At 67.1% G+C, this 26461-nt stretch carries 24 protein-coding genes and 1 tRNA gene; 15 read left to right on the forward strand and 10 right to left on the reverse strand.

Annotation, left to right across the window (positions count from 1 at the left end):
* Positions 1 to 39: 39 nt before the first annotated feature.
* Positions 40 to 240, forward strand: a complete 201-nt coding sequence (locus ASE67_RS01265) for a hypothetical protein (protein ID WP_082456876.1) — start codon at positions 40 to 42, stop codon at positions 238 to 240.
* A 36-nt stretch (positions 241 to 276) separates the two neighbouring features.
* Here the strand turns inward: ASE67_RS01265 and ASE67_RS18495 are convergent, their stop codons facing one another.
* From ASE67_RS18495 to ASE67_RS01285, 4 genes are all read right to left on the reverse strand, one after another.
* Entirely contained in the window at positions 277 to 651 is a 375-nt protein-coding gene (locus ASE67_RS18495; RefSeq protein WP_055756071.1) for a hypothetical protein, read from the reverse strand.
* 115 nt (positions 652 to 766) lie between these two features.
* Positions 767 to 2380, reverse strand: coding sequence for an NAD-dependent malic enzyme (locus ASE67_RS01275; RefSeq protein WP_082456877.1), 1614 nt, complete (start codon positions 2378 to 2380; stop codon positions 767 to 769).
* A 74-nt stretch (positions 2381 to 2454) separates the two neighbouring features.
* Positions 2455 to 3954, reverse strand: a complete 1500-nt coding sequence (locus tag ASE67_RS01280) for an alginate export family protein (RefSeq protein ID WP_055756074.1) — start codon at positions 3952 to 3954, stop codon at positions 2455 to 2457.
* Between the two features lie 84 nt (positions 3955 to 4038).
* Positions 4039 to 5379, reverse strand: coding sequence for a dicarboxylate/amino acid:cation symporter (locus tag ASE67_RS01285; RefSeq protein WP_055756076.1), 1341 nt, complete (start codon positions 5377 to 5379; stop codon positions 4039 to 4041).
* A 192-nt stretch (positions 5380 to 5571) separates the two neighbouring features.
* Between ASE67_RS01285 and ASE67_RS01290 the strand changes: the two genes are divergently transcribed.
* The gene (locus tag ASE67_RS01290; RefSeq protein WP_235511739.1) at positions 5572 to 7335 is read left to right on the forward strand and encodes a sensor histidine kinase; all 1764 of its coding nucleotides are present in this window, start codon (positions 5572 to 5574) and stop codon (positions 7333 to 7335) included.
* Positions 7332 to 8642 (forward strand): sigma-54-dependent transcriptional regulator, encoded by a 1311-nt coding sequence (locus ASE67_RS01295; RefSeq protein WP_055756080.1) that lies wholly within the window; start codon positions 7332 to 7334, stop codon positions 8640 to 8642. The genes ASE67_RS01290 and ASE67_RS01295 overlap by 4 nt, the downstream gene beginning before the upstream one ends.
* Positions 8643 to 8649: 7 nt before the next feature.
* Here the strand turns inward: ASE67_RS01295 and ASE67_RS01300 are convergent, their stop codons facing one another.
* Positions 8650 to 9375, reverse strand: a complete 726-nt coding sequence (locus tag ASE67_RS01300) for a Crp/Fnr family transcriptional regulator (protein ID WP_055756081.1) — start codon at positions 9373 to 9375, stop codon at positions 8650 to 8652.
* Positions 9376 to 9516: 141 nt separating this feature from the next.
* Here ASE67_RS01300 and ASE67_RS01305 point away from each other — a divergent pair, with 141 nt between their 5' ends.
* Both ASE67_RS01305 and ASE67_RS01310 read left to right on the forward strand, forming a co-directional pair.
* Positions 9517 to 10482, forward strand: coding sequence for a ferritin-like domain-containing protein (locus tag ASE67_RS01305; protein ID WP_055756083.1), 966 nt, complete (start codon positions 9517 to 9519; stop codon positions 10480 to 10482).
* A gap of 18 nt (positions 10483 to 10500) precedes the next feature.
* Positions 10501 to 11505, forward strand: a complete 1005-nt coding sequence (locus tag ASE67_RS01310; protein ID WP_055756086.1) for a ferritin-like domain-containing protein — start codon at positions 10501 to 10503, stop codon at positions 11503 to 11505.
* A gap of 42 nt (positions 11506 to 11547) precedes the next feature.
* Here ASE67_RS01310 and ASE67_RS01315 read toward each other — a convergent pair whose 3' ends face one another.
* Positions 11548 to 12297, reverse strand: a complete 750-nt coding sequence (locus ASE67_RS01315; RefSeq protein ID WP_055756088.1) for a Crp/Fnr family transcriptional regulator — start codon at positions 12295 to 12297, stop codon at positions 11548 to 11550.
* Between the two features lie 126 nt (positions 12298 to 12423).
* Between ASE67_RS01315 and ccmC the strand changes: the two genes are divergently transcribed.
* The 6 genes from ccmC to ASE67_RS01345 all read left to right on the forward strand — a co-directional run bounded on the left by ccmC (position 12424) and on the right by ASE67_RS01345 (position 17160).
* Entirely contained in the window at positions 12424 to 13149 is a 726-nt protein-coding gene (gene ccmC / locus ASE67_RS01320) for a heme ABC transporter permease CcmC (RefSeq protein WP_055756883.1), read from the forward strand.
* Between the two features lie 100 nt (positions 13150 to 13249).
* On the forward strand, positions 13250 to 13678 hold the full coding sequence (gene ccmE / locus ASE67_RS01325; protein WP_055756089.1) for a cytochrome c maturation protein CcmE: 429 nt from the start codon (positions 13250 to 13252) through the stop codon (positions 13676 to 13678).
* Entirely contained in the window at positions 13675 to 15594 is a 1920-nt protein-coding gene (locus ASE67_RS01330; protein ID WP_055756091.1) for a heme lyase CcmF/NrfE family subunit, read from the forward strand. The genes ccmE and ASE67_RS01330 overlap by 4 nt, the downstream gene beginning before the upstream one ends.
* A complete protein-coding gene (locus ASE67_RS01335; RefSeq protein ID WP_055756093.1) occupies positions 15591 to 16118 on the forward strand; it encodes a DsbE family thiol:disulfide interchange protein in 528 nt (175 codons plus the stop codon). The genes ASE67_RS01330 and ASE67_RS01335 overlap by 4 nt, the downstream gene beginning before the upstream one ends.
* Positions 16115 to 16519 carry a cytochrome c-type biogenesis protein gene (locus ASE67_RS01340; RefSeq protein WP_055756094.1) on the forward strand — a complete coding sequence of 135 codons (405 nt, stop codon included), beginning with the start codon at positions 16115 to 16117 and terminating at the stop codon, positions 16517 to 16519. Before ASE67_RS01335 ends, ASE67_RS01340 begins: the two co-directional genes overlap by 4 nt.
* Entirely contained in the window at positions 16516 to 17160 is a 645-nt protein-coding gene (locus ASE67_RS01345) for a hypothetical protein (protein ID WP_055756096.1), read from the forward strand. The genes ASE67_RS01340 and ASE67_RS01345 overlap by 4 nt, the downstream gene beginning before the upstream one ends.
* A gap of 50 nt (positions 17161 to 17210) precedes the next feature.
* Here ASE67_RS01345 and ASE67_RS01350 read toward each other — a convergent pair whose 3' ends face one another.
* Genes ASE67_RS01350 through ASE67_RS01365 form a run of 4 tightly spaced genes read right to left on the reverse strand, consistent with a single transcriptional unit; the run spans position 17211 to position 20861 of the window.
* The gene (locus tag ASE67_RS01350; protein WP_055756099.1) at positions 17211 to 17429 is read right to left on the reverse strand and encodes a DUF3072 domain-containing protein; all 219 of its coding nucleotides are present in this window, start codon (positions 17427 to 17429) and stop codon (positions 17211 to 17213) included.
* Positions 17430 to 17479: 50 nt separating this feature from the next.
* On the reverse strand, positions 17480 to 18706 hold the full coding sequence (kynU, locus tag ASE67_RS01355) for a kynureninase (RefSeq protein ID WP_055756101.1): 1227 nt from the start codon (positions 18704 to 18706) through the stop codon (positions 17480 to 17482).
* On the reverse strand, positions 18703 to 19527 hold the full coding sequence (locus tag ASE67_RS01360) for a tryptophan 2,3-dioxygenase (protein WP_055756103.1): 825 nt from the start codon (positions 19525 to 19527) through the stop codon (positions 18703 to 18705). The genes kynU and ASE67_RS01360 overlap by 4 nt, the downstream gene beginning before the upstream one ends.
* Positions 19527 to 20861 carry a dicarboxylate/amino acid:cation symporter gene (locus ASE67_RS01365; protein ID WP_055756105.1) on the reverse strand — a complete coding sequence of 445 codons (1335 nt, stop codon included), beginning with the start codon at positions 20859 to 20861 and terminating at the stop codon, positions 19527 to 19529. The genes ASE67_RS01360 and ASE67_RS01365 overlap by 1 nt, the downstream gene beginning before the upstream one ends.
* A gap of 111 nt (positions 20862 to 20972) precedes the next feature.
* Here ASE67_RS01365 and alaS point away from each other — a divergent pair, with 111 nt between their 5' ends.
* The 4 genes from alaS (at position 20973) to ASE67_RS01385 (ending at position 26457) form a co-directional block, all read left to right on the forward strand.
* Positions 20973 to 23618: an alanine--tRNA ligase gene (gene alaS, locus ASE67_RS01370; RefSeq protein WP_055756107.1), complete on the forward strand. Its 2646-nt coding sequence runs from the start codon at positions 20973 to 20975 to the stop codon at positions 23616 to 23618.
* A 272-nt stretch (positions 23619 to 23890) separates the two neighbouring features.
* On the forward strand, positions 23891 to 25816 hold the full coding sequence (locus ASE67_RS01375; protein WP_443024652.1) for a potassium transporter Kup: 1926 nt from the start codon (positions 23891 to 23893) through the stop codon (positions 25814 to 25816).
* Positions 25813 to 26328, forward strand: coding sequence for a 2'-5' RNA ligase family protein (locus tag ASE67_RS01380; protein ID WP_055756109.1), 516 nt, complete (start codon positions 25813 to 25815; stop codon positions 26326 to 26328). The genes ASE67_RS01375 and ASE67_RS01380 overlap by 4 nt, the downstream gene beginning before the upstream one ends.
* 52 nt (positions 26329 to 26380) lie before the next feature.
* Positions 26381 to 26457 (forward strand) — tRNA-Met (locus ASE67_RS01385).
* Positions 26458 to 26461 lie beyond the last annotated feature (4 nt).

Below are 26461 nucleotides of genomic sequence, written 5' to 3' on the forward strand. Positions count from 1 at the left end.
GGCTGGACAGCGGGGCGGGGCGGGGGCTAGGCGCGGCCCATGCCTGTTATTGCCACTATCATGAATTCGACCACCGGCCAGCCGATCCAGAAGATGACCTTTGGCCGGATGCCGAAGCCCTGGGCCTCGTTCAACCTCGAAACCGGCGAACTGGTCACCGCCGACCGGGTGGATGTGGGCAAGCCGGCACCGGGCAAGGTCGTGGTGCCCGTATCGGTGTGGGTCACGCCCAAGAAATAACCCCCTCCCGGCACGGGCCGGAAGGGGGCGTTTCGCTTAACCGCAGACGCGGCGGCCGTTGCGGATCACGTAGCGGCAGGGGCCACGATAATCGACGCCCATCGCGGCGGCCTCGCGCGACCAGCCGGGGACGACCCGTTCCCCGCGATAGCCGTAGCGGTCACCGCGACGTGCGTCCCACCGGCGACGCTCGTCCCAGCGGCGACGGTCGTTATACGCGCGACGGTTGTCCCAGCCGCGACGATTGTCCCAGTGGCGGCGATCGTCCCAGCGACGATCGTCGTGATGCGCGCGGGGACCGTGGTCGCGGTACCCGTGGCGGCCCGGCTGTGCGTCGGCAACGGCGGGAACGGCGGTCAAGCCGGCGATGGTCAGGCCGATGCCGGCAAAAATGTTCATCAACTTCTTCATGATGCTTCCTCTCTGCCGCTGTCTTGCCGGGATTCGCCTGAACCCCTGCTGGACAGGATTGACAGCAGTCAGAAAGACTCCATGCAGGTCGATGGTTCCCGATTCGCTGCGGCGATCAATAGGCGGGCTGCCACATCTGCTCCGCGATGGTGTCGCGATCGATCACCACGTCGGGGGCGGCCACGCCGTCCGCCACCGCCTGTGCCGCGACCACGACCGCGATGTCGAGCGCCACGTCGCGCAGCCGCTCGATCGGCGGCAGCAGCGTCGTATCGCCCCCCATCGCGCCCAGCGCACGGGCGGCGGCCATGAACATCGTGTCGGTGATCGTTCGCGCCTGTGCCGCCAGCGCGCCCAGCCCGACGCCCGGGAAGATATAGACGTTGTTCACCTGCGTCACATCGGCGATGCCGAATGGGCTACCGGTGCCGATCACCGCGCGTCCGGCGCTCCAGCGGGCAAGGTCGACCGGATGCGCCTCGGCGCGTGAGACCGGGTTGGAGAGCGGAAAGATCACCGGGCGCTCGACCGACTGGGCCATGGTGCGCACGACCGCTTCGCCGAACGCGCCATGCTGGCCCGAGGCACCGATCAGGACGGTTGGATGGATATTGGCGACCGCATCGAACAGGTCGATCGCGCCGTGCGACGTGCGGGTCCAGTCCGCCACCTCTGCGGGATCGCGGGCATAGGTGCGCTGCCCGGTCGACAGATCATCCATGTCGGACAGGATCAGCCCGTCGCGGTCCACTGCCCAGATATGCGCGCGGGCCTGTTCGGCGGACAGGCCATCGGCCTGCAACGCCTGCACCAGCATGTCGGCGATGCCGCATCCGGCAGCCCCCGCGCCGAACAGCAGGATCCGCTGTTCGGACAGCGGAACGCCGGTACGCCCGATGGCCGACAGCAGCGTCCCGACCGCCGTCGCGGCGGTACCCTGGATATCGTCGTTGAAGCTCAGCAGCCGGTCGCGATACCGCTCCAGCAGACGGTACGCGTTGTGCCCGGCGAAATCCTCCCATTGCAGCAGTACGCCGGGGAAGCGGTCGGCGACGGCGCTGACGAAATCCTCGACGAACGCGTCATATTCGGCTCCCCGGATGCGCGGGTGACGCCAGCCGACATAGAGCGGGTCCTCGCGCCGCGCGGCATTGTCGGTCCCGACGTCGAGCAGGATCGGCAGCACCTCCGACGGATGGATGCCGGCACAGGCGGTGTAGAGCGCCAGCTTGCCGATCGGGATGCCCATGCCGCCCGCCCCCTGATCGCCCAGGCCCAGGATGCGTTCGCCGTCGCTGACGACGATCACCTTCACCCGGTCGAGAGCGGGATCGGCGAGGATTTCGGCGATGCGCTGGCGATTGGGCCATGACAGGAACAGCCCGCGCGGCCGCCGCCAGATATCGCTGAACCGCTCGCACCCTTCGCCGACGGTCGGGGTGTAGACCAGCGGCAGCATCGCCGGCAGGTCGCGCTGCACCATCGCGTGGAACAGGATTTCGTTCGAATCCTGCAATTCGCGCAGGAAGCTGTAGCGGTGGAAATCGTCGGGCATTCCGGCCAGCGCGCGCTGCCGCCGCTCGATCTGGCTGTCCAGCGTTCCGACATGCGGCGGGAGCAGGCCGTGCAGCCCCCATTGGTCGCGCTCCGCCTCGGTAAAGGCGGTGCCCTTGTTGGTCAGCGGATCGGCGAGCAGCGCGCGGGCGGCGGCGTGGGCGGCGGGGGACATGATCGGACCCTTCGATTCAAAAGACGAAAACGCCCCGGCGGAAGCCGCCGGGGCGAGAAGGTTGCTCAAGGAACTCAGAAGCGGAAGCTGATCCAGCCTGCAAGGAAGTCGGAGCTTTTGTAGTTCGCATCGGTCAGCGCCGGGCCGGCGATCAGATGCTCGTAGCGCGCGGTCAGGCTGACGCGCGGGCTGACGGCATAGATCGCCTGGAAGCGGATGGTATCGGCGACCTTGCGCGCATTGCCGAGCTGCGTGCCGGCAAAGGCCTGTCCGTTGGCGCGGTACACCGCGTCGTTCAGGCTGTCGCGCCACGACAGCTGATATTCGGTCGCGATGCGCAGCTTCGGCGTCGGCTGGAACTGGGCGCTCGGCGCAAAGGCGATCAGGTTCGTCGGCGTCGCATACAGCTGGTAGCTGTAGTAGATGTTGTTGCCGAACGGCGCGAGCGAGGTTTTCAGCGTACCGTTGCCATAGGCCCCGCCGCCGCTGGCATAATCGAAGTGGAAGCCGACGCGCGGTGCGGTCTTCGACTTGCCGACCTTGTACGTCTGCTGGAGCAGGACCAGCCATGCCGAGATCGGCCGGTTGTCGAACTCGCCGCCCTGATAGTTGACCGTCCAGTCGATGTTGACCGGGCCGCTATCGCCATAGAGGTGCAGGCCGTAGAATTTGCGCACTTCCTCGGTCGTGCGCGTGCCCCAGGTCGCGTTGCTGTTGCGCAGCCGCCAGAAGAACGGATCGAAATAGAGGTTCGACCCACCCAGCAGCGACTTCGGCAGGACGAATCCAGCGGTGCCACCCGAAAAGCGGCGATTGTCGTCGACGATGTCGTCGCCGGTGCCGCCGACGCCCAGCCGCGTCGTCTTGAAATCGAACACGTCGCCGCGAACCTTGTCGCCCTTCGCCCAGGCGCGCACGCCGTTATAGACGAAGAAGATCGTGTTGTTGTCGCGCGGCACGACCATCAGGTTCGGGCCGTCGGCAAAGGTCTGTCGCCCATAGCGCACGCCCAGGTCGACGCCGCCGACCGTGCCGGTCACGTCGACGAAGCTCTGCTGCACCACCAGGTCGTTGTGCAGCTGTCCCGCCTTCACGCCCAGGTTGCGGCCCGACATGCCGGCATGGGCCAGTTCGCCGTACAGGCGGACATGATCGCCCAGATGCAGGTCGGCACCGCCGACGATGCGGTTGATGTCCTGCCGCTGCCCCTCGCGGTCGCGCAGGTTGGGATTGGTGGTCAGGTTGACGCGGTAGCGGAACTCGCCCGACAGCGTCAGGTACACGTCGTCACCGGCGATCGGGATGTATTTCAGCCGGTCGAGCACGTCGTCGCGCTTCTTGGGATCGCGATACTTGGTCCAGTCCTCGGCCCAGCGCGACTGGTTGTAGCCGCCGGCGGTGATGCCGTCGCCGACCCCGGCGGTCGGATATTCCTGCGCGATCGGGCGGGCATTGCCGCGATCGGCGAGCTGGGTCGTGGCGGGGGCGGCGGGTTCGGCGGCACGGGCCGCGATGGGGGCGATCGCCGATGCGATCAGCGGGGTGGCGGCGCAGAGCCGCAAAAGGGTCTTCATCTCGGCATACCTTTGTCCGCCCTTTAAGGGCGCTGGTCGGCAGGGGCCGGTCCGGGGCTGTGCCCGAACCGGCCCTTACGGGAATTACTCGGCGGCAACCGCGCCTTCGGGCATCTGGTCGACGCGCACCGCACGACCGGCCAGCGCCTCGTCGAACTGGTGCTTGTCGAGCTTGCCTTCCCACTTTGCGACGACAACGGTTGCCACCGCGTTACCGATGAAGTTCGTCAGGCTGCGGCACTCGCTCATGAAGCGGTCGACACCCAGGATCAGCGCCATGCCGGCGACCGGCACCGAGGGGACGATCGATAGCGTGGCGGCCAGCGTGATGAAGCCCGCGCCGGTCACGCCCGCTGCGCCCTTCGACGACAGCATCGCGACGGCGAGCAGCAGGATCTGCTGGCTGAGCGTCAGGTCCACGTTGCACGCCTGGGCGATGAACAGCGCGGCCATGGTCATGTAGATGTTGGTGCCATCGAGGTTGAACGAATAGCCGGTCGGCACGACCAGGCCGACGATCGACTTCGGAATGCCGGCGCGCTCCATCTTTTCAATGAGCGAGGGCAGGGCGCTTTCCGACGACGAGGTGCCGAGCACCAGCAGCAGTTCGGCCTTCAGGTACGAGATCAGCTTGAAGATCGAGAAGCCGCAGAAATGCGCGACCGCACCCAGCACGATCGTGACGAACAGGAAGGCGGTGAGGTAGAAGGTGCCGACCAGCGCCGCCAGGCTGAACAGCGTGCCGATGCCGTATTTGCCGATGGTGAACGCCATCGCGCCGAATGCGCCGATCGGAGCGGCCTTCATGACGATCGCGACGACCTTGAAGAAGGCGATCGAGATGTCGTTCAGCGCGTCGAGCACGCGTTCGCCCTTGTCGCCGATCATGGCGAGGCCGATGCCGAACAGGATCGCGACGAACAGCGTCTGGAGGATGTTGCCCTCGGTCAGCGCCGACAGGAACGTGTCGGGGATGATTCCGGTCAGGAAGCCGGTGATCGTCGTGTCATGCGCCTTGGCGGCATATTCGGTGACCTTCGACGTATCGAGCGTCGCGGGATCGATGTTCAGCCCCGCGCCCGGCTGGACGACGTTGCCGACGATCATGCCGATGATGAGCGCGAGGGTCGAGAAGGTCAGGAAATAGGCGAACGCCTTGCCCGCCACGCGGCCGACGCTGGCAAGGTCGCGCATGCCGGCGATGCCGGTGACGATGGTCAGGAAGATGACCGGGGCGATAATCATCTTCACCAGCTTGATGAAGGCATCGCCGATCGGCTTAAGCGCTTCACCCGTCGACGGGTAGAAGTGACCCAGCAGCACGCCGGCGACGATCGCGATCAGCACCTGGGCATAAAGATGCCGGTACCATGGCTTCGCGGCGGGCGGCACGGGCGGGTGGGCGGCGTCGGTTGCAAATTTCATGCGGCGACCTTTCATCCTCTGTAAGCGCCCGGCCCGGCTCTTGCTGGCGGTCGGCGCGACAGGAATGGTTTAATCCGCTGCATCCCTCGTTGTCACAAACGCAATCGCTGTACCCATAGTACTGATATTGCAGAATAAAATATTTTGGGCGTGGCAAAAATAGCCAGTTTTTCGCCAGTTGCGGCGGCAAAGGTGCAAATTGTTGCACATGGCGGACGGCACACCTACAACCGCGTCATGCAGGGCGGGGCGCGGACATGGTGGATAGGGTGGATCCTTGGCGGTTTCCTGCTGAGCATCGCCGCCGCCGCGCTGGTCGGGCGCGTGGTCGAACGCCGGGCGCAGGCCGAGTCGCTCGCCGAGATCGAGAGCGATGCCCGGCTGCGGCAGGTGCTGCTGACCAGTGAGATTGCCCGGTTCCGCCTGTTGCCGCTGGCGCTGGCCGATGATCGCGACGTCGTTGCGGCGGTGCGCGGCGGCGACGCGGCACGGCGGGCGCTCGACCGGAAGCTGACCGCCCTCGCACGCTCGACCTCGGCCAGCGTCATCTATGTCGTCGGGCGCGACGGGCGGGCGATCGCGGCGAGCAACTGGGCGGAGCCGCAGAGCTTCGTCGGCAACGATTATAGCTTTCGCCGTTATTATCGCGACGCGGTGCGGACGGGGGCCGGGACCCAGTTCGCGCTCGGCACGGTCAGCCATCGTCCGGGCCTCTATCTCAGCCGCCGCACGCCCGAGGGGGGCGTGGTCGTCGTGAAGCTGGAATTCGACCGGATCGAGGGCGAATGGCGCGCGGCGGGCGGAATTACGTTCGTTACCGATGCCGCCGGGGTGGTGTTGATTTCCAGCGATCCGCGCTGGCGGTTCGCGACCACGCGGCAGATCGAACCATCGGTCGCCGCCGCGGTTCGCGCGGATAGCGGTGCCGCAGCGCTCAAGCAGCCGCCGTTCGCGATCATCGACGACGAACTGCGCCTCAATGGCCAGCGCCGGACGATGCAGCACGCGGTGACCGCGCCCGGCGACGAGGGGTGGCAGGTGCATCTGGCGATGCCGTTGCCACCGGCGATCGGCGGCGCGGCGCGGACCAGCGCGCTGGCGGCGGCGGCGGTCACGCTGGCGCTGGTCGGCGCGCTGTGGGGCCTGTGGGAGCGCTCGCGACGCCGGGCGCTGCGCACGGTCGAGCTGGAAGCGGCGGTTGCCGACCGGACCCGCGAACTGCGCGACGAGATCGAGGAGCGCACCGCCGCCGAAGCCCGCGCCGCCGAACTGCGCGAGGGGCTGCGACAGGCCAACCGGCTTGCCGCGCTGGGGCAGATCACCGCCAGCGTGGCGCATGAAACCGCGCAGCCCGTGGCCGCGATCCGCAACTATGTCGCGACCGCGCGCCAGCTGCTGACACGCGGCGATCATTCGGCGGTCGACGACAACCTCGGCGCGATCGCCCGGCTGACCGACCGGATCGGGCTGGTGACTGCCGAACTGCGTGGTTTTGCGCGCAAGGGCAGCGGGACGATCGGGCCGGTGCGCCTGATCGACGTGATCGACGGCGCGCGCCTGATCCTGAAGGAACGGCTGTCGGAGGTTGCCTTCATCCTCCCGCCGGTGCCCGACGACCTGCTGGTCGTCGCGGGCCGGGTGCGGTTGGAACAGGTGCTGGTGAACCTGCTCCAGAACGCGACCGAGGCACTGGGCGAAACCCCGGAACCGCGCATCGCCATCGAATTGGGGATCGAGCCGCAGGCCGTGTCGCTGATCGTCGCCGACAACGGGCCGGGGATCGATCCGGCCGTGGCGGAGCGGATGTTCACGCCCTTCGTCACCAGCCGCGCCGCCGGTCTGGGGCTGGGGCTGGTGATCGCGCAGGATATCATGACCGATCTGGGCGGCACGTTGCGGTCGTTGCCGTCGGAACAGGGAGCGCGGTTCGAAGTGACGTTGCGGCGCGTGGCATGAGCGGGTCGGACAACCCCCGTGGCGGCCGCGTCGCGCTGGTCGAGGATGACGAGGACCTGCGGATATCGACCGCGCAGCTGCTGACGCTGGCCGGGTTTGATGTCGTCGCCTTTCCCGCCGCACCCCCGGCCCTGCTAGCGATCGACGCCGATTTCGACGGGATCGTCGTCACCGATGTGCGGATGCCGCACATGTCGGGGATCGAGCTGTTCCGGATCTTGCGCGAACGCGACCCGACGCTGCCGGTCGTGCTGGTCACCGGCCATGCTGATGTCGAAACCGCCGTGGATGCGATCAAGGGCGGGGCATGGGACTTCCTGTCCAAGCCGTTCGATCCCGACGCGCTGATCGCGGCGGCGACCCGCGCGATGGCGGCCCGGTCGCTGGCGCTCGACAACCGGCGGTTGCGGGCCGAGGCGGCGAGCGGGGAGGACACGGCGCTGGTCGGCCGCTCCCCCGCGATCACCCGCCTGCGTGAGATGATCCCGGTCCTCGCCGATGCCGATATCGACCTGTTGATCGAGGGGGAAACCGGCACCGGCAAGGAATTGTTCGCCCGCGCGATCCACCGCGCCGGCCGCCGCGCGCGGCACCGGTTCCTGACCATCGCCTGCGCCGCGCTGCCCGGACAGGCGATCGAGGATGAACTCTTCGCGAGCGTCGGCGATCGCGGGATCGTCGGTGCGCAGCGCGGCACGCTGTTCCTCGACGATATCGATCAGGCGTCGCGCGGATTGCAGGGCCGCCTGACCCAGTTGATCGAGGATCGCGCGATCCGGGGGCCGCGCGATGCCGTGCCGGTCGATATCCGCGTCATCGCCACGGCGGCGGAGGAGGGGCAGCGCGGCCCCGATGCCATCGCACCGGCCCTGCTGTATCGCCTTGCCGCCGTCCGGCTGCGCATGCCCCCGTTACGCGAACGCCGCGACGACGTGCCGCTGCTGTTCGCGCATCTGGTCGACCTGTCGGCAAAGCGGTTGCGGCGTGAGGTGCCGGCATTGACGCATGCTGCCCGCGACCTGCTGGCGCGCCACGACTGGCCGGGCAATGTTCGCGAGCTTGCCCATTTCGCCGACCGGTTCGTGCTGGGGTTGGAGGGGACCGGCGCGGGAGAGGCTGGCACCGATGCGACGCGCCCGCTACCCGAACGGATCGCCGCGTTTGAACGGGAAGCGATCCTGTCGGCGATCGCCGCGACGGGCGGGGAAATCGGCGCGGCGATCGAACGCCTCGGCATCCCGCGCAAGACGTTTTATTACAAGGTCCAGCGGCTGGGCATCGACCTGCGCAGCCTGCGCGGCCAATAACCGGGGGTCAGTCCAGCCCGTCGTCCGAGACATAGGCGAGGCCGGCACGCGCCTCCAGCGCGGCACGGTCGCGCATCACGATCCGCCCGCGCGAACACCGCACCATATGTTCGCCCTCCAGGATATGGAGGCAATCGGTGACGGTCGCACGCCGCAGGTTCAGCGTGGACGCGATCGACGCATGGGTCACCGACATGGTGTCGCCATCGATCCGGTCGTCGATCATCAGCAGCAGCCGGGCGATGCGACGTTCGGGTATGTCGCGCAGCGCCGATGCCAGCGTCCGCGCCATCTGCATCGAAAAGCGCTGGGCAAAGGTCAGGATCGCCTTCAGCAGCGCATTATCCTCGTTCGCGGCCTCGACGACGGCGGTTGCGGGGATGACGATGGCGCTGCCCGGCTGGATATGCGCGCGGGCGGTGAACGGGGTGGGCTGATCGCTGAACAGGCGCGACCAGCCGACGACTCCGTCGCGTCCGATCATTCCGACATCCTGCGACGATCCGCCGGTCGACAGCGACAGCATCGCCGGCGCTCCCTCGGGGAACACCAGCCGGTCGATCGCCTCGCCGCTGCGCGTCAGGATCTCGCCGGGTTGCAACGCGACACGGTAGGCGACGCCCGCAAGTTTGCGCCGGGTGTCGGGGCGCATGGCACCCAACAGCCTGTTGTCCGTCGTGGGCAGGGTAGTACACACCTCGCCCACGCGATCGATATTCACTGCAAACGCCATTTCACGTCTTTTGCCTGCAAGATTTGACGCAATCCAGCCATCGAATGCACCCTGTACGGAACCGTACGTCCGTCATGCGTTATGGCTCGTTTGTCTTCTTCGGTTCGTTAGGTCGTCACAACGATCCAGGGAGAAGGTGTCATGGACGAGCAGATGTTGGTGACGCACGCGTTCGATGCGCGTGCGAAGCGGCGTGAGGAACGGCGCGATTTCTTCAAGATGCTGGGCGGTGCTGCTGCGGTTGGCGGCGCCGCTTTCGTCATGACACAGGCAAGTGACGCGCAGGCACAGACCGGGCCGACCGACGCGGACATCCTGAATTTCGCGCTGAACCTCGAATATCTCGAGGCGCAGTTCTATTATTTCGCGGCGTTCGGCAGCGGACTGCCCAATTCGATCCTGACGGGCACCGGCACGCAAGGGGCGGTCACGGGTGGTCGCCAGGTCAGCTTCTCCGATCCGCTGGTCGCGCAATATGCCCGCGAAATCGCCGCCGACGAACGCGCGCACGTCGAATTTCTCCGCACCGCGCTCGGCACCGCAGCGGTCTCCCAGCCCGCGATCGACATCAGCGCGTCGGCGACCGGCGCCTTCTCCTCCGCCGCGCGCGCAGCGGGCCTGATCGGTGCCGGCGCGACCTTCGATCCCTATGCCAGCGACGAGAATTTCCTGCTCGGCGCATTCATCTTCGAGGATGTCGGGGTGACGGCCTATAAGGGCGCCGCACCGCTGCTGAGCAGCAAGACGTTCCTTGAGGCTGCTGCCGGCATCCTTGCGGTCGAGGCCTATCACGCCGCGATCGTCCGCACGACGCTGTATGCCAAGGGGATTGCAACCCCATCGGCGCAGCTGATCCAGGCGACCGACGCGATTTCGAACGCGCGCGACAGCCTCGATGGCAGCACCGATCTCGATCAGGGCCTCTCGCCGCTGTCGAGCAATCCGAACGCCAGCAACATCGTGCCGCTCGACACCAACGGCATCGCGTACAGCCGGTCGGCCGGACAGACGCTTAACATCGTCTATCTCAACAACGCCCAGGTGAATGGCGGCGGTTTCTTCCCCAACGGGGTGAACGGCACCATCCGCGCCAGCGCTGCCAACTGAACCTGACGGAGAGACATCATGCATAACGATCCGATCCTGCAGGTCCTCGAAGCCTGCGACCAGCGGCGCAACGCGCGTCGCGACTTCATGCGCTATGCCGGTGGCGCGGCGATCGCCACGGCGGGTGCGACGGTGCTGTCGGCATGCAGCGACAGCGGCGGCGGCTTCATCACCCCCGGACCCACGCCGACCCCGACGCCGACCGCCACCACGGCGCTGACCGATGCGGACGTGCTGAACTTCGCGCTGAACCTCGAATATCTTGAGGCGCAATTCTACTCGTTCGCCGCAACCGGCGCGGGCCTGCCCAACAGCAGCCTGAGCGGGACGGGAACGCAGGGCACGGTGTCCGGCGGGCGGCAGGTGAACTTCACCGATCCGCTGGTCGCTCGCTACGCTCGTGAAATCGCCGCGGACGAAATCGCGCACGTCAACTTCCTGCGCAGTGCGTTGGGATCATCGGCGGTCGCGCAGCCGGCGATCGATATCGGCGTGACCGCGACCAGCGCCTTTTCGAACGCGGCACGCGCCGCCGGGTTGATCGGATCGGGTGCGGCGTTCGACGTCTATGCCACCGACGAGAACTTCCTGCTCGGCGCGTTCATCTTCGAGGACGTCGGCGTCACCGCCTATAAGGGCGCGGTTGGCTTCATCAGCAACAAGACGTTCCTCGAAGCGGCGGCCGGCATCCATGCGGCAGAAGCCTATCATGCCGGGCTGGTCCGGACGGTCCTGTATCGCAAGGGCGTGGCGACCCCGTCGCTGATCGATGCGACCGAAGCGATCTCGACGGCACGCGACAGCCTCGATGGCAGCAGCGATCTTGACCAGGGCGTCCGTGCGACCGGCAGCGGCAACGCCACCGCGTCGAACATCGTGCCGACCGATGGCAGCGGCATCGCGTTCAGCCGGACGCCGGGCCAAGTGCTGAACATCGTCTATCTCGACCGGACGGCCAAGACGGCGGGCGGGTTCTTCCCGAACGGCGTCAACGGGACGATCCGTTCGAGCGCGTCGAACTGACGGACAGGCGGCGTTCCGGTTTCCGGGGCGCCGCCTTTCCCCTTATGATGTCGGTGTGACGACCAGCCGCTGATAGGCCTCTTCGGGCGGGCCATAGGTCATCGCCGCCATTTCCAGCAATTTGTCGCGGTCGCGCACGATCACCCGTCCGCGTATCGACCGAATGGCGCGGGTTTCCTCCAGCTTGTGCAGCGCATCGGTGATACTGCTGCGCCGGACGGCCAGCATCAGGCGGAACTCCTCATGCGTCATCGAGATTTCGTCACCGCTGACCCGGTCGTGATAGAGCAGAATCCACCGCGCCAGCCGCCGTTCGACCGGATGCGACAGCGCCGAGACCACTGTGCGGCCCATCTGGATCAGGAACACCTGAATAAAGCGCAGCATCGCCGCGCGGAGCGTATCGCTCTGTTCCGTCGCCGCCAGCAATCGCGCCGCCGATATCCTCAGCGCCGTGCCCGGTTCGGCGCGCAGCACCACGTCGTGCGGCGAACGATCGTCGCCCAGCAGGATCGGCCAGCCGACATAGCCATCGGCTCCCAGCAGCCCGACGGCATGCTGCCGTTCGCCGTCGATCACCTCCAGTACGGCGGCGATGCCCCCTTCGAGGAAATAGACATGCTCGATCGGTTCGCCGACGCTGAGCAGCGTGTCGCCCACGACGACCGATACCCGCTCCATCGCCGGATCGAGGAGCGCCCGGTCCGCCGGGCTCAACGCAGCCAATAACCGGTTTTCGCCGGGGGCGGAGATTTCCGGGCGCCCGGCAGCGCCATTCGCTATGATCGTCATATGCCACGTGTTCCACGACGTCGATGACAAGGCAAATGCGAACCGACCTGTCGCGATCCCCCATTGCACCAAAGGGCGCGATCCGCATTGCCGTTTGCCTGCGCCTTGCATAGACAGGGCACGATCGTGCCCAGCCTTCACGCCCTTGCCAATCCACGCCGATTCCTTGCGATCGCCCGTCCGCTGACGCCGATATTGGTGTGGGCGGGGCTGGCGCTGTTCGCGTTCGGTTGCTGGGCCGGGCTGACGCAGACTCCGGCCGATTATCTGCAGGGGGACAGCGTCCGCATTCTCTATGTCCATGTGCCCGCCGCGTGGCTGGGGATGGGCGGATGGTCCAGCCTTGCCGTCGCCAGCATCGTCTATCTGGTGTGGCGGCACCCGTTGGCCGCCGTCGCCGCCCGCGCGATTGCGTTGCCCGGCGCGCTCTTCACCGCGCTGTGCCTGCTGACCGGATCGATCTGGGGGCGGCCGACCTGGGGAACGTGGTGGCAGTGGGATGGGCGGCTGACGTCGATGCTGCTGCTGTTCTTCGTCTACCTCGCCTATCTCGCGCTCGCCCGCGCCGATGCCGATCGCGACGGCGATGGCCGTATTCCGGCGCTGTTCGGGATCGCCGGCACCGCGTTGCTACCCGTCATCCGCTATTCGGTGCTGTGGTGGCGGACGCTGCACCAGGGGCCGAGCATCACCCTCACCAAATCGACGATCGATCCGGCGATCCTGTGGCCGCTGTTTTTCACCGCGGGCGGGGCCAGCCTGTTGTTCGGCGGCATCGTGCTGATGCGGATGCGCACCGATCTGGCGCGGATCAAGGCGGAGGCGCGGATGCGCCGGCGGGCGGCGGCATGAATCACTGGGCCTTCATCACCGCCGCCTATGTCGTCACGCTGGGTGGGATCGCGGCCATCACTCTCGCATCCTGGGTGGCGATGCGCCGCGCGGAGCGGGGATGAGTCCGAAGCGGCAACGCATGACGCTGGCGCTGCTGGCGGTGGTCGCGATCCTCGGCGCGGTGCTGCTCGCCATGTCGGCGCTGGGCGATGAGGCGGCGTTCTTCTACGCCCCCGCCGATGCCGCCGCCGCACCGATCGACAAGCCGGTGCGGCTGGGTGGCATGGTCGCTGCCGGCTCGGTCCGGCGGGCGAGCGATGGCGTGACGATCCGCTTCACCGTGACCGATGGCAAGGCGACGGTGCCCGTCCGCTTCGCCGGGATCGTCCCCGACCTGTTCCGCGAAGGCTCCGGCGTCGTGGCCGAGGGGCGCTTCGTGCAGGGCGGCGGGTTCGTCGCCGACAATCTGCTGGCCAAGCATGACGAGCGCTACATGCCGCCGCAGGTTGCCGGCAAGATGCACAAGAGCGAAAGTATCGAGCCGTGATCGCCGAAGCGGGTCTTGCCGCCCTGTGGCTGGCGGCGGCGATGGCGGTGCTGCAACTGGCGGTGGCCGCCATCGCACTGTCGTCGCGCGCGGCCGAGCCGCCGGCGATCGTGCGCGACCTGCTGGCGGCGGTGCGGCCGGTCGCGGTGGCGCAGGGGCTGCTGGCCGCCGGGGCGTTCGCCGCGTTGATCGCACTGTTCGCGCGTACCGACCTGTCGGTGCTGCTGGTCGCCGAAAACAGTCATTCGGCCAAGCCGCTGCTGTACAAGGTTGCCGCGACCTGGGGCAATCACGAAGGGTCGATGCTGCTGTGGGTCACCGTGCTGGCGCTGGCCGGGGCGGGGGTCGCGCTGTTCGAGCGGTCACTGGCGACGCGCACCCATGCCGCGACGCTGGCCGCGCAGGCGGCGATTGCCGCCGGCTTCTACGCGTTCCTGCTGTTCGCCTCCAATCCGTTTGCGCGCCTGTCGCCCGTGCCGCGCGACGGTCTGGGCCTCAATCCGCTGCTGCAGGACCCCGGCCTCGCCTTCCACCCGCCGACGTTGTACTTAGGCTATGTCGGGCTGTCGGTCGCCTTTTCCTTCGCGGTCGGGGCGCTGGTCACCCGCGACGTGGGGCGCGATTTCGCGCGGGCGATGCGGCCATGGGTGCTGGGGGCATGGATTTTCCTGACCATCGGTATCACCGCGGGCAGCTACTGGGCCTATTACGAACTTGGCTGGGGGGGCTGGTGGTTCTGGGACCCGGTGGAGAATGCCTCGCTGATGCCATGGCTGGCGGCGACCGCGCTGCTGCATTCGGTGACGGTGCTGGCCACCCGCGACGGTCTGCGCGCATGGACGATCATGCTGTCGGTCGTCGCCTTCTCCATGTCGATGGTCGGCACCTTCCTCGTTCGATCGGGCATCCTGACCAGCGTGCACGCCTTTGCGGTCGATCCGACGCGCGGCGGGTTCATCCTCGCGCTGCTGGTCCTCTATATCGGCGGTGCGCTGGCGCTGTTCGCGTTCCGGGTAGGCACCGTGCGACAGGGGGCGCTGTTCGAACCGGTCAGCCGCGAAGGCGGGCTGGTGCTCAACAACCTGCTGCTGTCGGTCATCCTCGGCATCGTCCTGATCGGCACGCTATATCCGCTGGTCGCGGAGGCGTTCGGCGTGCAGCTGTCGGTCGGGCCGCCGTTCTTCAATCGTGCCGCCGGGCCGATCGCGCTGTTGCTGGTCGCAGGGATGGCAATCGGGCCGCTGCTGCGCTGGCGGCGGGATCAGGGGACGGCGGTGCTGCGGCGGGTCGCGGTGCCGGGGGCGATCACGCTCGCCGTCTTCCTCGCGGCGATGCTGTGGGTCGATAGCGGTTGGCTCCCAAAGGCCGGGCTGGCGCTGGCCGCCGGGCTGGCGGTCGCCAGCGTGTTGCCGTTGGTCGGGCGCAGCCCGTGGCGCACGCCGCTGCCGATCTGGGGCATGGTCGTCGCACATCTGGGCATCGCGGTCAGTCTGGCGGGCATGGCCAGCGACAGCGCCTTTACGCAGGAACGGCTGGTCGCCGCCGCGCCCGGCGACCATCACACGGTCGGCCCGTTCGACGTGCGCTTCGACGGGATCAAGCCGGTGGTCGGCGATAACTGGTCGGCGGTGCAGGGGCATCTGACCGTTACGCTGCGTGCCGGCGGGCCGTTCGTGATGCGGCCCGAACAGCGTTTCTTCGCCAATCCGCCGACCGAAACCAGCGAGGCCGCGCTTGCGACCTATTGGAATGGCCAGCTCTATGCGGTGCTCGGCCGCGACGATGTGGGCGGGCGGCGGCAGTTGCGGCTGTGGTGGAAGCCGTTCGTCACGCTGATCTGGGCCGGCGGTGGGCTGATCGCGCTGGGCGGTGCGATCGCGTTGGTCGGGCGCGTGCGGCGGCGGCGGGCGCGATGAAGCGCCGCCTGCTCTGGATACCGCTGCTCGCCTTCGTCGCGATCGCCGGGCTGTTCGCGTGGATGTTGTCGCAGCCCAGCGATCGGCAGGTGCGCTCGCGCCTGGTCGGCAAGCCGCTGCCCGCGTTCAGCCTGCCGCCTGCCGCGCCGGGCAAGCCGGGTCTCGCCACCGCGACGTTCCGGGCCGGCAAGCCCCGGCTGCTCAATGTATTTGGCAGCTGGTGCGTGCCCTGCGCCGCCGAAGCGCCACAACTGGCCAAGCTGGCACAGGCCGGGGCGACGATCGACGCCATTGCGATCCGCGACACGCCGGCGGATGTCGCCCGCTTCCTGTCGACCAAAGGCGATCCCTTTGCCGCGATCGGCGACGACCGCAATAGCTCGGTCCAGCTCGCGCTCGGATCGTCGGGCGTGCCCGAAACCTTCGTCATCGACGGGCAGGGGCGGATCGCCCACCAGCATATCGGCGCAATTACCGATGGGGATGTGCCGGTGCTGCTCGACAAGCTGAAGGCCGCGCAATGAGGGTGCTGCTCACCCTTGCGCTGCTGATCGCCGCGCCGGCGTTCGGACAGTCGCGCGTGCCGCCACCGGCATTGGCCGACACGCAACTGGCCGATCCGGCGCAGGAGCGATCCGCCAAGGCATTGATGGAAACGCTGCGCTGCCTGGTCTGTCAGGGCCAGTCGATCGCCGACAGCGATGCCGACATGGCCGCCGACATGCGCGCGCTGGTGCGGCAGCGGATCGGGGCGGGGGAGCAGCCGGTCGCGGTGCGCAACTGGTTGATCGAACGCTATGGCGAATATGTCAGCTACGACCCACCGCTGTCGGGCGCGACGGGGCCGCTGTGGTTGGCGCCGCTCGTTCTGCTCGTCATCGGTGGACTGCTGGCGCGCCGCAGCCTGAAGGGACGGCGGCGATGAATGGTTGGCTGATCCTTGCCCTGTTGCTGCTCGCCGTCTTTGCGCTGCTGATCGCGATGCGGGTTGCGAAGCCGCTCTGGGGCTTCGTCGGTGCGGCATTGATGCTGGGCGCGGCGGGCTATGCGTGGCAGGGGCGGCCGACGCTGCCCGGCGTGCCGCGCGCCGCCGAACGGGTCGTCCAGGCGCCCGATATCGCCGCCGACGATCTGCGCGATGCGATCTGGGGGCGCTTTACCTACGACTATGCCTATGCCGTGGCTGCCGACGGGCTGGCGCGTGCCGGGGCGACGCAGGCGGCGGCGAATGCGGTGCTGGGTGGGCTACAGCGTGCGCCGGAAAGCGGGCGGTTATGGACCCGATTGGGCACCGCGATCCTTGCCCATGATGGCGGGCAGGTGCTGTCGCCCGCTGCCCGCGCCGCCTTTGCCCGTGGCATCGCCGCCGCGCCGGATCATCCCGGTCCCTATTTCTATTACGGGATGGCGCTGATCCAGACCGGCGACCTGCCCGGTGCCAAACGGGCATGGTTGGCGGCGCTCGCCCGCGCACCGCAGAAAGCATCGTACCGCGAGGATTTCGCGATGCGGCTGGTGTTGCTCGACCGGTTGATGGCGATGCGGCCGGCGGCACCTGCGCGGTAGGGCGGCACCTGCGCGGTAGGGCGGCAGCTGCCACCCGACCGCGCGATGGTTCAGGCACCGCGCCCGGTCTTGGCCTGTAATGCATCGATCGCCTTCGACGCATCGGCCTTGGTCAGTGAATCGTCGAACGGCTCGCCGGCTTCTTCGCTCAACGTCTTCAGATAGGACGCCTGCGCGCCGGTCATCTTTTCGTCGCCGGTGGTCCAGTCGTCCGGGTCCTTCTCGGCGTTGGAAAAGGGCTCGCTCTTGGGGTTCGGATGGTCGGTCACGGGTGAATTCCTTTCACCGCGACCAACCGATCTGTTCCCAATTCGTTCCGTCAGGTCACGGCGTTGCGCGCATGATATTTCGGATCGTCCCAGCGGCGATGGTCCAGCACATCCGCCAAGATATCGATCGCGCGCCACAGATCGGCAAACCCGATATAGAGCGGCGCGAAGCCCAGCCGCAGCGCGTCGGGCGCGCGGAAATCGCCGATGACTCCGCGATCGATCAGCGCCTGGCAGATCGCATAGGCCTGGGGATGGCGGAACGACACATGGCTGCCGCGCCGCGCCGCGTCGCGCGGGCTGATGAGCGTCAGTTCGGGGCATTGCGCCTCGACCAATGCGATACAGGCATCGCCCAGCGCGCGCGACTTCGCGATCAGCGCATCGCGATCGACGCCCTCGAACTGGGCGATGCCCTCTTCGAGGGCGGCGAGCGCCAGGATCGACGGCGTACCGCATTGAAAGCGCGAGATATCGGCTGCCGGCGCGTATTCGTCGGCGAAGTCGAACGGCGCGGCATGGCCCATCCAGCCGGACAAGGGTGACCGCAACGTCGCTTGATGCCGCTCCGCCACATACAGAAACGCCGGCGCGCCGGGGCCACCGTTCAGATATTTGTAGCCGCAACCGACCGCCAGATCGGCGTTGCAGCCATTCAGGTCGACCGGCACTGCGCCGACACTGTGGCTGAGATCCCATAGCACCAGCGCACCCCTCGCCTGCGCGGCGGCGGTGATGCGCGCCATGTCGAGCATCGCGCCGCTCTTGTAATGGACATGGGTCAGCAGCACGACCGCGACGTCATCGTCGATCGCCTCGACGATCTCGGCAACCGGCACCGTGCGCACGCGGGCGTCGCCGACGCTCCACGCTGCGCCATCAGCCATGTAGAGGTCGGTCGGGAAATTGCCGGGTTCCGACAGGATCGTCTTGCGATCCGGCCGGGCCTTCAACGCGGCGACCAGCAGCTTGTAGAGATTGGCCGAGGTCGAATCGGCCACCACCACCTCGTGTGCCCGCGCGCCGATGAACGGCGCGATGGCACCCCCGATCCGCCGCGCCGCGCCGATCCAGTCATGGGCGTTCCAGCTGCGGATCAGCCCTTCGCCCCACTCCCCGGTCGCCACCACCTGCAACCGCGCCGGCGTGGTGCGGGGCAGGGCGCCCAGCGAATTGCCGTCGAGATAGATCACCCCCTCGGGCAAGGCGAAACGGTCACGAAACCCACGCAGCGGATCGGCGGCGTCGAGCGCCTCTGCTTCAGCGAGCGACCTCACAACGCGACCCGCACGGCCAGCAATTCGGGAAAGAACACGTCGTCGATCACCTTCGCCAGATAGGGGACACCCGCCGTACCGCCGGTCCCGCGCTTGAAGCCGATGATCCGCTCGATCGTCTTCAGATGCCCGAACCGCCACAGCTGCACGCGATATTCGAGGTCGACGAGCTTTTCGGCCAGCTCATACAGGTCCCACCAGCGATCGGGGTCGCGGTATACCGCCTGCCACGCCGCCTCTACCGCGGGCGATGCGACATAGGCCTGGGTGAAGTCCCGCTCCAGCCGGTCGGCAGGAATGTCGAACCCGCGCCGGGCGAGCAGGCGCAGCGATTCGTCGTACAGGCTGGTGCGCGCCAGTGCGTCGGTCAGCACCGCCTGTGCCGACGCGTCGCCCTCATGCGCGGCCAGCATCCCGGCCTTCTTGGCACCCAGCATATATTCGAGCTGTCGGTACTGGACCGACTGGAAGCCCGAACTGCCGCCCAGCTTGCCGCGCATCGCCGAATAATCGGCCGGGGTGATCGTCGCCAGCACTTCCCAGCTCTGGATCAGCTGCTGCTGCACGCGGGCGACCCGCGCCATCATCTTGAACGCGCTGCCCAGCCGATCGGCGATCACCGCCTGCCGCGCCGCCTCCAACTCGTGCAGACACAGCTTGATCCACAGTTCGGATGCCTGGTGAATAACGATGAACAGCAGTTCGTCATGCGTGTCCGACAGCGGGGTCTGGCAATCCAGCAGCGTGTCGAGCTGCAGATAGCTGGTATAGGTCGGCCCGCGTTCCGGCGGCGCAGGCCGATCCGCCTCACGGCTCTCCATTATTGCGGCCCGCCCATGTCACGGAAGCTGTCGGGCGCATCGGTGCGCGGACGGCCCGAGGGGGTGGGCAACGGCTCGATGACCGGTGATTCGGGGGTATCGAACCCGCCCTCCCACTTCGCGATCACGCTGGCGGCGATGGCGTTGCCCACGACGTTGGTCGCGGTGCGGCCCATGTCGAGGAAATGGTCGATCGCCAGGATCAGCAGCAACCCGGCCTCGGGAATGTTGAACATGCCAAGCGTCGCGGCGATCACGACCAGGCTGGCGCGCGGCACGCCGGCAATCCCCTTCGAGGTGATCATCAGCACCAGCAGCATCAGGATCATCTGACCCCAGCTGAGGTCGATGCCGTACGCCTGCGCGATAAAGATCGACGCGAAGGTCATGTACATCATCGACCCGTCGAGGTTGAACGAATAGCCGAGCGGCAGCACGAAGCTGGCGATGCGCGGCGGCACGCCGAACCGGTCGAGCGCTTCGAGGGTGCGCGGATAGGCGGCCTCCGACGATGCGGTCGAAAAGCCCAGCAGGATCGGATCGCGCAGATAGCGCAGCAGCATCTTCACCCGCGGCCCGATGATGAGGAACGCGAGGCCGATCAGCACCGCCCAGAGCGTCGCGAGGCCAAGGTAGAAACTACCCATGAAATAGGCGAGGTCGCCGATGATCCCCGGCCCCCGCTCGGCCAGCGTCGCCGTCACCGCCGCGAACACCGCGAACGGGGCGAAGCGCATGACGTAATCGGTGACCTGCAACATGACGGCGACGAGGCCTTCGAGGCCGCGGACCAGCGGCTTGCCCTTGTCGCCCACGGCGGTCAGCGCGACGCCGATGAACAGCGAGAAGATGACGATCTGCAGGATCTCGTTGGTCGCCATCGCCTCGACGCCCGACGCGGGGAAGATGTGGCCGACGAACTTCACGAAATCGAACGCCGGCTTGGCAACGCCGGTATCGGCGGTGACCGGCGGCACCGGCAGGCCCAGCCCCACCCCCGGCTGCAACAGGTTGACCAGCAACAGGCCCAGCATCAGCGAGATGAAGCTCGCCATCACGAACCAGCCGAACGACCGCAGCCCGACGCGGCCGAGCGACGAACTGTCGCCCATGTGCGCGATGCCGACGACCAGTGTCGAAAACACCAACGGCGCGATAATCATCTTGATGAGCCGCAGGAACACGGTGGTCACGGCGGACAGGTAGTAGGCGATATTCTTGAGCAGTGCGGTGCCCGACCCGCCGCCATCGTCCAGCCCGGCGTTCAGCGCCCAGCCGAGCACGAGGCCCGATACCAGCGCGATGAGAATGAAAGTCGTGAGCCGCTTGGCCATGCGTCGTCCCTGTTCGTTTGCGCGCAAAGGGAGGGGAATGTTTCGTCCGGGTCAACCCCCGGTGCATTCGGGCATCTTGGCAAGTGGCGCGCTGCTGCGTATCGAGCCGATATGACCTCGACCAACGATGTTCGCCGCTCGTTCCTCGATTTTTTCGAGAAGGCCGGCCATGCCCGCGTCGCCTCCGCGCCGCTCGTTCCACAGAACGACCCGACGCTGATGTTCGTCAATGCGGGGATGGTGCCGTTCAAGAACGTGTTCACCGGCCTGGAAACGCGGCCGTATGTGACGGCCACGTCGTCGCAGAAATGCGTGCGTGCCGGGGGCAAGCATAACGACCTCGACAATGTGGGCTATACCGCGCGGCACCACACCTTCTTCGAAATGCTCGGCAATTTCTCGTTCGGCGACTATTTCAAGGAACAGGCGATCCTGAACGCCTGGACCCTGCTGACCCGCGACTGGGGTATCCCGGCGGACAAGCTGACCGCGACCGTCTATCACACCGACGACGAAGCGCTCGCGCTGTGGAAGAAGATCGCCGGCCTGCCCGATCACAAGATCATCCGCATCCCGACCAAGGACAATTTCTGGGCGATGGGCGACAGCGGCCCGTGCGGGCCCTGTTCGGAAATCTTTTACGATCACGGCGACCATATTCCCGGCGGCCCTCCCGGCAGCCCGGATGAGGATGGCGATCGCTTCGTCGAAATCTGGAATCTCGTGTTCATGCAGTTCGAGCAGGACGCGAACGAGATCGTCGGCGAACTGCCCAAGAAGTCGATCGACACCGGCATGGGGCTGGAGCGTATCGCCGCCGTCATGCAGGGCGTGTCGGACAATTACGACACCGACACGTTCAAGGCGCTGATCGCTGCATCGTGCGAGCTGACCTCGACCCGCGCCGAAGGGCCGACGCAGGCCAGCCACCGCGTCATCGCCGATCACCTGCGCGCATCGGGCTTCCTTGTCGCCGACGGCGTGCTGCCCGCCAATGAAGGGCGCGGCTATGTCCTGCGCCGCATCATGCGCCGCGCGATGCGCCACGCGCATCTGCTGGGCGCGAAGGAACCGTTGATGCACCGCCTCGTCGGGTCGCTGGTGTCCGAAATGGGCGCGGCGTACCCCGAACTGGTCCGCGCTCAGCCGCTGATCGAAGCGACGTTGCAACAGGAGGAAACCCAGTTCCGCCGCACGCTCGACAAGGGGCTGAAGCTCCTCGACGAAGCGACCGCCGATCTGGCGGATGGCGCGACGCTGGCCGGTGAGACCGCGTTCAAGCTCTATGACACCTTCGGCTTCCCCTACGACCTGACCGAAGACGCGCTGCGTGCGCAGGGCTATGGCGTCGACCGGGCAGGCTTCGACGCGGCGATGGCCGAGCAGAAGCGCGCCGCCCGCGCCGCATGGAAGGGCTCGGGGGCCAAGGCATCGGACGACGTCTGGTTCGACGTCCTCGAAACCGCCGGCGCCACCGAATTCATCGGCTATTCGGTCGAGGCGGGCGAGGGGCAGGTCGTCGCTATCGTCAAGGACGGCGCGCGCGTCGAATCGGCGGCGGCCGGCGACGAGGTGCTGGTGCTGACCAACCAGACGCCCTTTTACGCCGAGAGCGGCGGCCAAGTCGGCGATGCCGGCACCATGGCGACCGACGCGGGGCTGAAGGCGACTGTCACCGACACCGCCAAGCAGCTCGGCAAGCTCCACGCCCATGTCGTGACGATCGAGGCAGGCTCATTGAAGGTCGGCGACAGCGTCGCGCTGACCATCGATACCGTGCGCCGTGCCCAGATTCGCGCCAATCACTCGGCGACGCACCTGCTGCATGAGGCGCTGCGCGAACGGCTCGGCACCCATGTCGCGCAAAAGGGGTCGATGGTCGCACCTGAGCGCCTGCGCTTCGACTTTTCGCAGCCTTCGCCGATTGCCGCCGATGCGCTGGCGCTGGTCGAGGCGGACGTCAACGCGCAGGTGCGTGGCAACGGGGCGGTGACGACCCGGCTGATGACCCCCGACGATGCGATTGAAATGGGCGCGATGGCGCTGTTCGGCGAGAAATATGGCGACGAGGTGCGCGTCGTGTCGATGGGACAGGATGCAGAGAGCACCTATTCGATCGAATTGTGCGGCGGCACCCACGTCAACGCGCTGGGCGAGATCGGTCTGTTCAAGATCGTGTCCGAAGGGGCGGTGTCCTCGGGCATCCGCCGCGTCGAGGCACTGACCGGCGAGGCTGCGCGGCAGTGGCTCGGCAATCGCGACGCCAAGCTGCGCGAGGCGGCGGCGGCGTTGAAGGCCACCCCCGACGAAGTGCCCGCACGCGTGGCGCAGCTGGTCGAGGATCGTCGCCGGCTGGAGCGCGAATTGGCCGAGGCCAAGAAGGCGCTGGCGATGGGCGGCGGTGCCGGTGCGGCGCCGGCCGGTCCCGAACAGGTCGGCGATGTCGCGTTCCTGGGCCAGGTGATCGACGGCCTCGATGCGAAGGCTCTGCGCGGCACCATCGACGAAGCGCGCGCGCGCGTGCCGTCGGGCGTGGTCGCGCTGGTGGCGGTCAACGATGGCCGTGCCTCGGTCGGCGTCGGCGTGTCGAGCGACCTGACCGGCCGCATCAGCGCGGTCGATCTGGTCAAGGCAGCGGTCGCGGCGCTGGGCGGGCAGGGCGGCGGTGGTCGCCCGGACATGGCGCAGGGTGGCGGGCCCGATGGCAGCAAGGGCGACGACGCGCTTGCCGCGATTCGCGCGCTGCTGGCGGGCTGATCGACTCGCCACGCGTTTCGTCACCCCGGTACATGGCCGGGGTGACGTACGGCGTCCGGCAGGCGCCGAACGTACCAAAGGTCGCCGCCTTTTCTCTGAAAAGATGGCGTGCCGGAACGGAGGATGCTTCCGTTCATCTTCCATGCAGCCCTCACCATCCACCGTGGACGATTGCACAGCCATATTGCGCGTGCTAACGGCCCGGCCTTGAACCACTGGGACGCGGTCGACATGACCAAACTCGTTGCCTCCTTGGCGCGGTTCCCGCGCCCGTGATCTTCTCCCGAGAGGCTTCATCGGAAGCCACCGACCTGCCCGATACGGGCGCGGGCCATCATGGTCCGCGTCAGTCGCTCGCCAAGCTTTCGCTGGGTGCGCTCGGCATCGTGTACGGCGATATCGGCACCTCGCCGCTCTATGCGATGAAGGAGACGTTCGTCGGCCATCACCGGCTGCCGGTCGATCAGCTGAACATCTTCGGCGTGGTCAGTCTCGTCTTCTGGTCGCTGATGCTGATCGTGACGTTGAAATACGTCTTCATCATCATGCGCGCCGACAATAACGGCGAAGGCGGCAGCCTCGCGCTCCTCGCGCTGATCCAGCGCAAGAGCGGTGGCGGGCGCTGGACGTCCAGCCTCGTCATCCTCGGCGTACTGGCGACCGCGCTGTTCTTCGGCGACTGCATGATTACGCCGGCGGTGTCGGTGTTGTCGGCGGTGGAGGGGCTGGCGACGGTCAACCCCGGCTTCAACGCGTTCGTGATTCCCATCGCGGTGGTCATCATGATCGGGCTGTTCTGGCTGCAGGCGGTGGGCACGGCCAGCGTCGGGCGGCTGTTCGGGCCGATCATGATCGCCTATTTCGCGACGCTGACGTTCCTGGGCGTGCTCAACATCCTCGAACGCCCCGATATCTTTCAGGCGCTGAACCCGATCTGGGCGGTGCGATTCTTCGCGCAGGACGGGATCATGGCGTTCCTCGCGCTCGGCTCCGTCGTGCTGGCGGTGACCGGGGCCGAGGCGCTGTACGCCGATATGGGCCATTTCGGCCGCCGCCCGATCTCGGTCGCGTGGCTTTACGTCGTATTTCCCGCGCTGATGCTAAATTATCTGGGGCAGGGCGCGCTGCTGCTCGAAAACCCCGATGCGGCGTCGAACCCGTTCTTCTTCATGGCGTCGGAGGATTTCCGTCTCCCACTGGTCATCCTCGCCACGCTGGCGACGATCATCGCCAGCCAGGCGGTGATTACCGGCGCGTTCTCGGTGGTGCAGCAGGCCGTGCAGCTCGGCCTCATGCCGCGCTTGCGGATCGAACACACCAGCGCCGATGCGGCCGGGCAGATCTATATCCCGGCGGTCAACTGGGCGCTGCTGGTCATGGTCCTGCTGCTGATCTTCGGCTTTCAGGAATCGTCGAACCTTGCCGCTGCCTACGGCATTGCGGTGACCGGCACGATGTTCATCAGCACCTGCATGATCGCGGTGCTGGTGAAGCGGGTGTGGAACTGGCCGGTCGCGGCGGTCGCCGCGTTCATGGCGATCTTCCTGTGCATCGACGGCGCCTATTTCGCGTCGAACCTGACCAAGGTGCCCGATGGCGGGTGGTTCCCGCTGCTGGTCGGGCTCATCGTCTTCGTCCTGCTCACGACCTGGGCCAAGGGGCGCAAGCTGATGATCGAGCGGATGCGTGAGGCGGCGATGCCGATCAAGGTCTTCATCCAGTCGGCGGCCAGTAGCGCGACGCGCGTGCCCGGCACCGCCGTCTTCATGACCTCGACGCCGGATGGCGTGCCGCACGCGCTGCTGCACAACCTGAAGCACAACAAGGTGCTGCACGAGCGCGTCATCCTGCTGACCGTCAAGATCGCCGACACGCCTTATGTCGATCCGGAGCTTCGCACGAAGAACGAGGATCTGGGTCAGGGCTTCCACCGCATGATCCTGAAATTCGGGTTCATGCAGGACCCCGATGTGCCCGGCGCGTTGAAGGCGGTGGGATGCTGTGGCGGTGACTTCCGCATGATGGACACCAGCTTCTTCCTCGCCCGCCAGACGCTGTTGCCGTCGTCGCGGCCGGGGATGCGAATCTGGCGCGAAAAGCTGTTCGCGTGGATGCTGCAGAATTCCGAAAGCGCGATGGAGTTTTTCCGCCTGCCGACGAACCGCGTGGTCGAACTCGGCAGCCAGGTGGAGATTTGACGCCGCCCGGACCCGCGCCGATCATCGTGACCGCCTTGTTCGGGCATGAGGATCAGGCGTGGTTCGATCGGCAACGTCGCGCCTATTTTCCGCCCGAACGCAACGTGCTGGTGGCGCATTGCACGATGTTCCACCATCTGGCTCCGGAGCTGGGGCCGGAACTCAAGCAGCGAATGAATGCGCTGACGCGCGGCGTGGCCGCGCCGGTTGCGCGGGTCGGCGGGCTGATGAACCTGGGGCGTGGCGTCGCCTATCGCATCGAATCGCCCGAACTCGAATCGGTGCGCGCCGAACTGGCCGATGCGTTCGCATCGATGCTGACGCCGCAGGACCGTGCCGGCTGGCGTCCGCACGTCACGATCCAGAACAAGGTCGAACCCGCCGCCGCTAGGGCATTGCTGGCCGAACTGTCGGCCGGATTCAGCCCCAGGCCATTGAAAATCGCCGGTCTGGCAAGCTGGTGGTATCGCGGCGGCCCATGGGAAGAACTTTCCCGACACAAGTTCGCTTGACCGACGCGATTCGCGTTCGTATAGGGCCGCCTCCCCGATGGGGAAACGGCGGGGCGAAGTAGCTCAGTTGGTTAGAGCACGGGAATCATAATCCTGGGGTCGGGGGTTCAAATCCCTCCTTCGCTACCACCCG

The organism is Sphingomonas sp. Leaf23 (assembly GCF_001421585.1).
Taxonomy (GTDB): Bacteria; Pseudomonadota; Alphaproteobacteria; order Sphingomonadales; family Sphingomonadaceae; genus Sphingomonas.

What these genes read in the sequence shown, in the direction of transcription:
- ASE67_RS01265 (WP_082456876.1), top strand. Translation starts at nt 40, where the DNA reads ATGCCTGTTATTGCCACTATCATGAATTCGACCACCGGCCAGCCGATC.
- ASE67_RS18495 (WP_055756071.1), bottom strand. Translation starts at nt 651, where the DNA reads ATGAAGAAGTTGATGAACATTTTTGCCGGCATCGGCCTGACCATCGCC.
- ASE67_RS01275 (WP_082456877.1), bottom strand. Translation starts at nt 2,380, where the DNA reads ATGTCCCCCGCCGCCCACGCCGCCGCCCGCGCGCTGCTCGCCGATCCG.
- ASE67_RS01280 (WP_055756074.1), bottom strand. Translation starts at nt 3,954, where the DNA reads ATGAAGACCCTTTTGCGGCTCTGCGCCGCCACCCCGCTGATCGCATCG.
- ASE67_RS01285 (WP_055756076.1), bottom strand. Translation starts at nt 5,379, where the DNA reads ATGAAATTTGCAACCGACGCCGCCCACCCGCCCGTGCCGCCCGCCGCG.
- ASE67_RS01295 (WP_055756080.1), top strand. Translation starts at nt 7,332, where the DNA reads ATGAGCGGGTCGGACAACCCCCGTGGCGGCCGCGTCGCGCTGGTCGAG.
- ASE67_RS01300 (WP_055756081.1), bottom strand. Translation starts at nt 9,375, where the DNA reads ATGGCGTTTGCAGTGAATATCGATCGCGTGGGCGAGGTGTGTACTACC.
- ASE67_RS01305 (WP_055756083.1), top strand. Translation starts at nt 9,517, where the DNA reads ATGGACGAGCAGATGTTGGTGACGCACGCGTTCGATGCGCGTGCGAAG.
- ASE67_RS01310 (WP_055756086.1), top strand. Translation starts at nt 10,501, where the DNA reads ATGCATAACGATCCGATCCTGCAGGTCCTCGAAGCCTGCGACCAGCGG.
- ASE67_RS01315 (WP_055756088.1), bottom strand. Translation starts at nt 12,297, where the DNA reads ATGACGATCATAGCGAATGGCGCTGCCGGGCGCCCGGAAATCTCCGCC.
- ccmE (WP_055756089.1), top strand. Translation starts at nt 13,250, where the DNA reads ATGAGTCCGAAGCGGCAACGCATGACGCTGGCGCTGCTGGCGGTGGTC.
- ASE67_RS01335 (WP_055756093.1), top strand. Translation starts at nt 15,591, where the DNA reads ATGAAGCGCCGCCTGCTCTGGATACCGCTGCTCGCCTTCGTCGCGATC.
- ASE67_RS01340 (WP_055756094.1), top strand. Translation starts at nt 16,115, where the DNA reads ATGAGGGTGCTGCTCACCCTTGCGCTGCTGATCGCCGCGCCGGCGTTC.
- ASE67_RS01345 (WP_055756096.1), top strand. Translation starts at nt 16,516, where the DNA reads ATGAATGGTTGGCTGATCCTTGCCCTGTTGCTGCTCGCCGTCTTTGCG.
- ASE67_RS01360 (WP_055756103.1), bottom strand. Translation starts at nt 19,527, where the DNA reads ATGGAGAGCCGTGAGGCGGATCGGCCTGCGCCGCCGGAACGCGGGCCG.
- ASE67_RS01365 (WP_055756105.1), bottom strand. Translation starts at nt 20,861, where the DNA reads ATGGCCAAGCGGCTCACGACTTTCATTCTCATCGCGCTGGTATCGGGC.
- alaS (WP_055756107.1), top strand. Translation starts at nt 20,973, where the DNA reads ATGACCTCGACCAACGATGTTCGCCGCTCGTTCCTCGATTTTTTCGAG.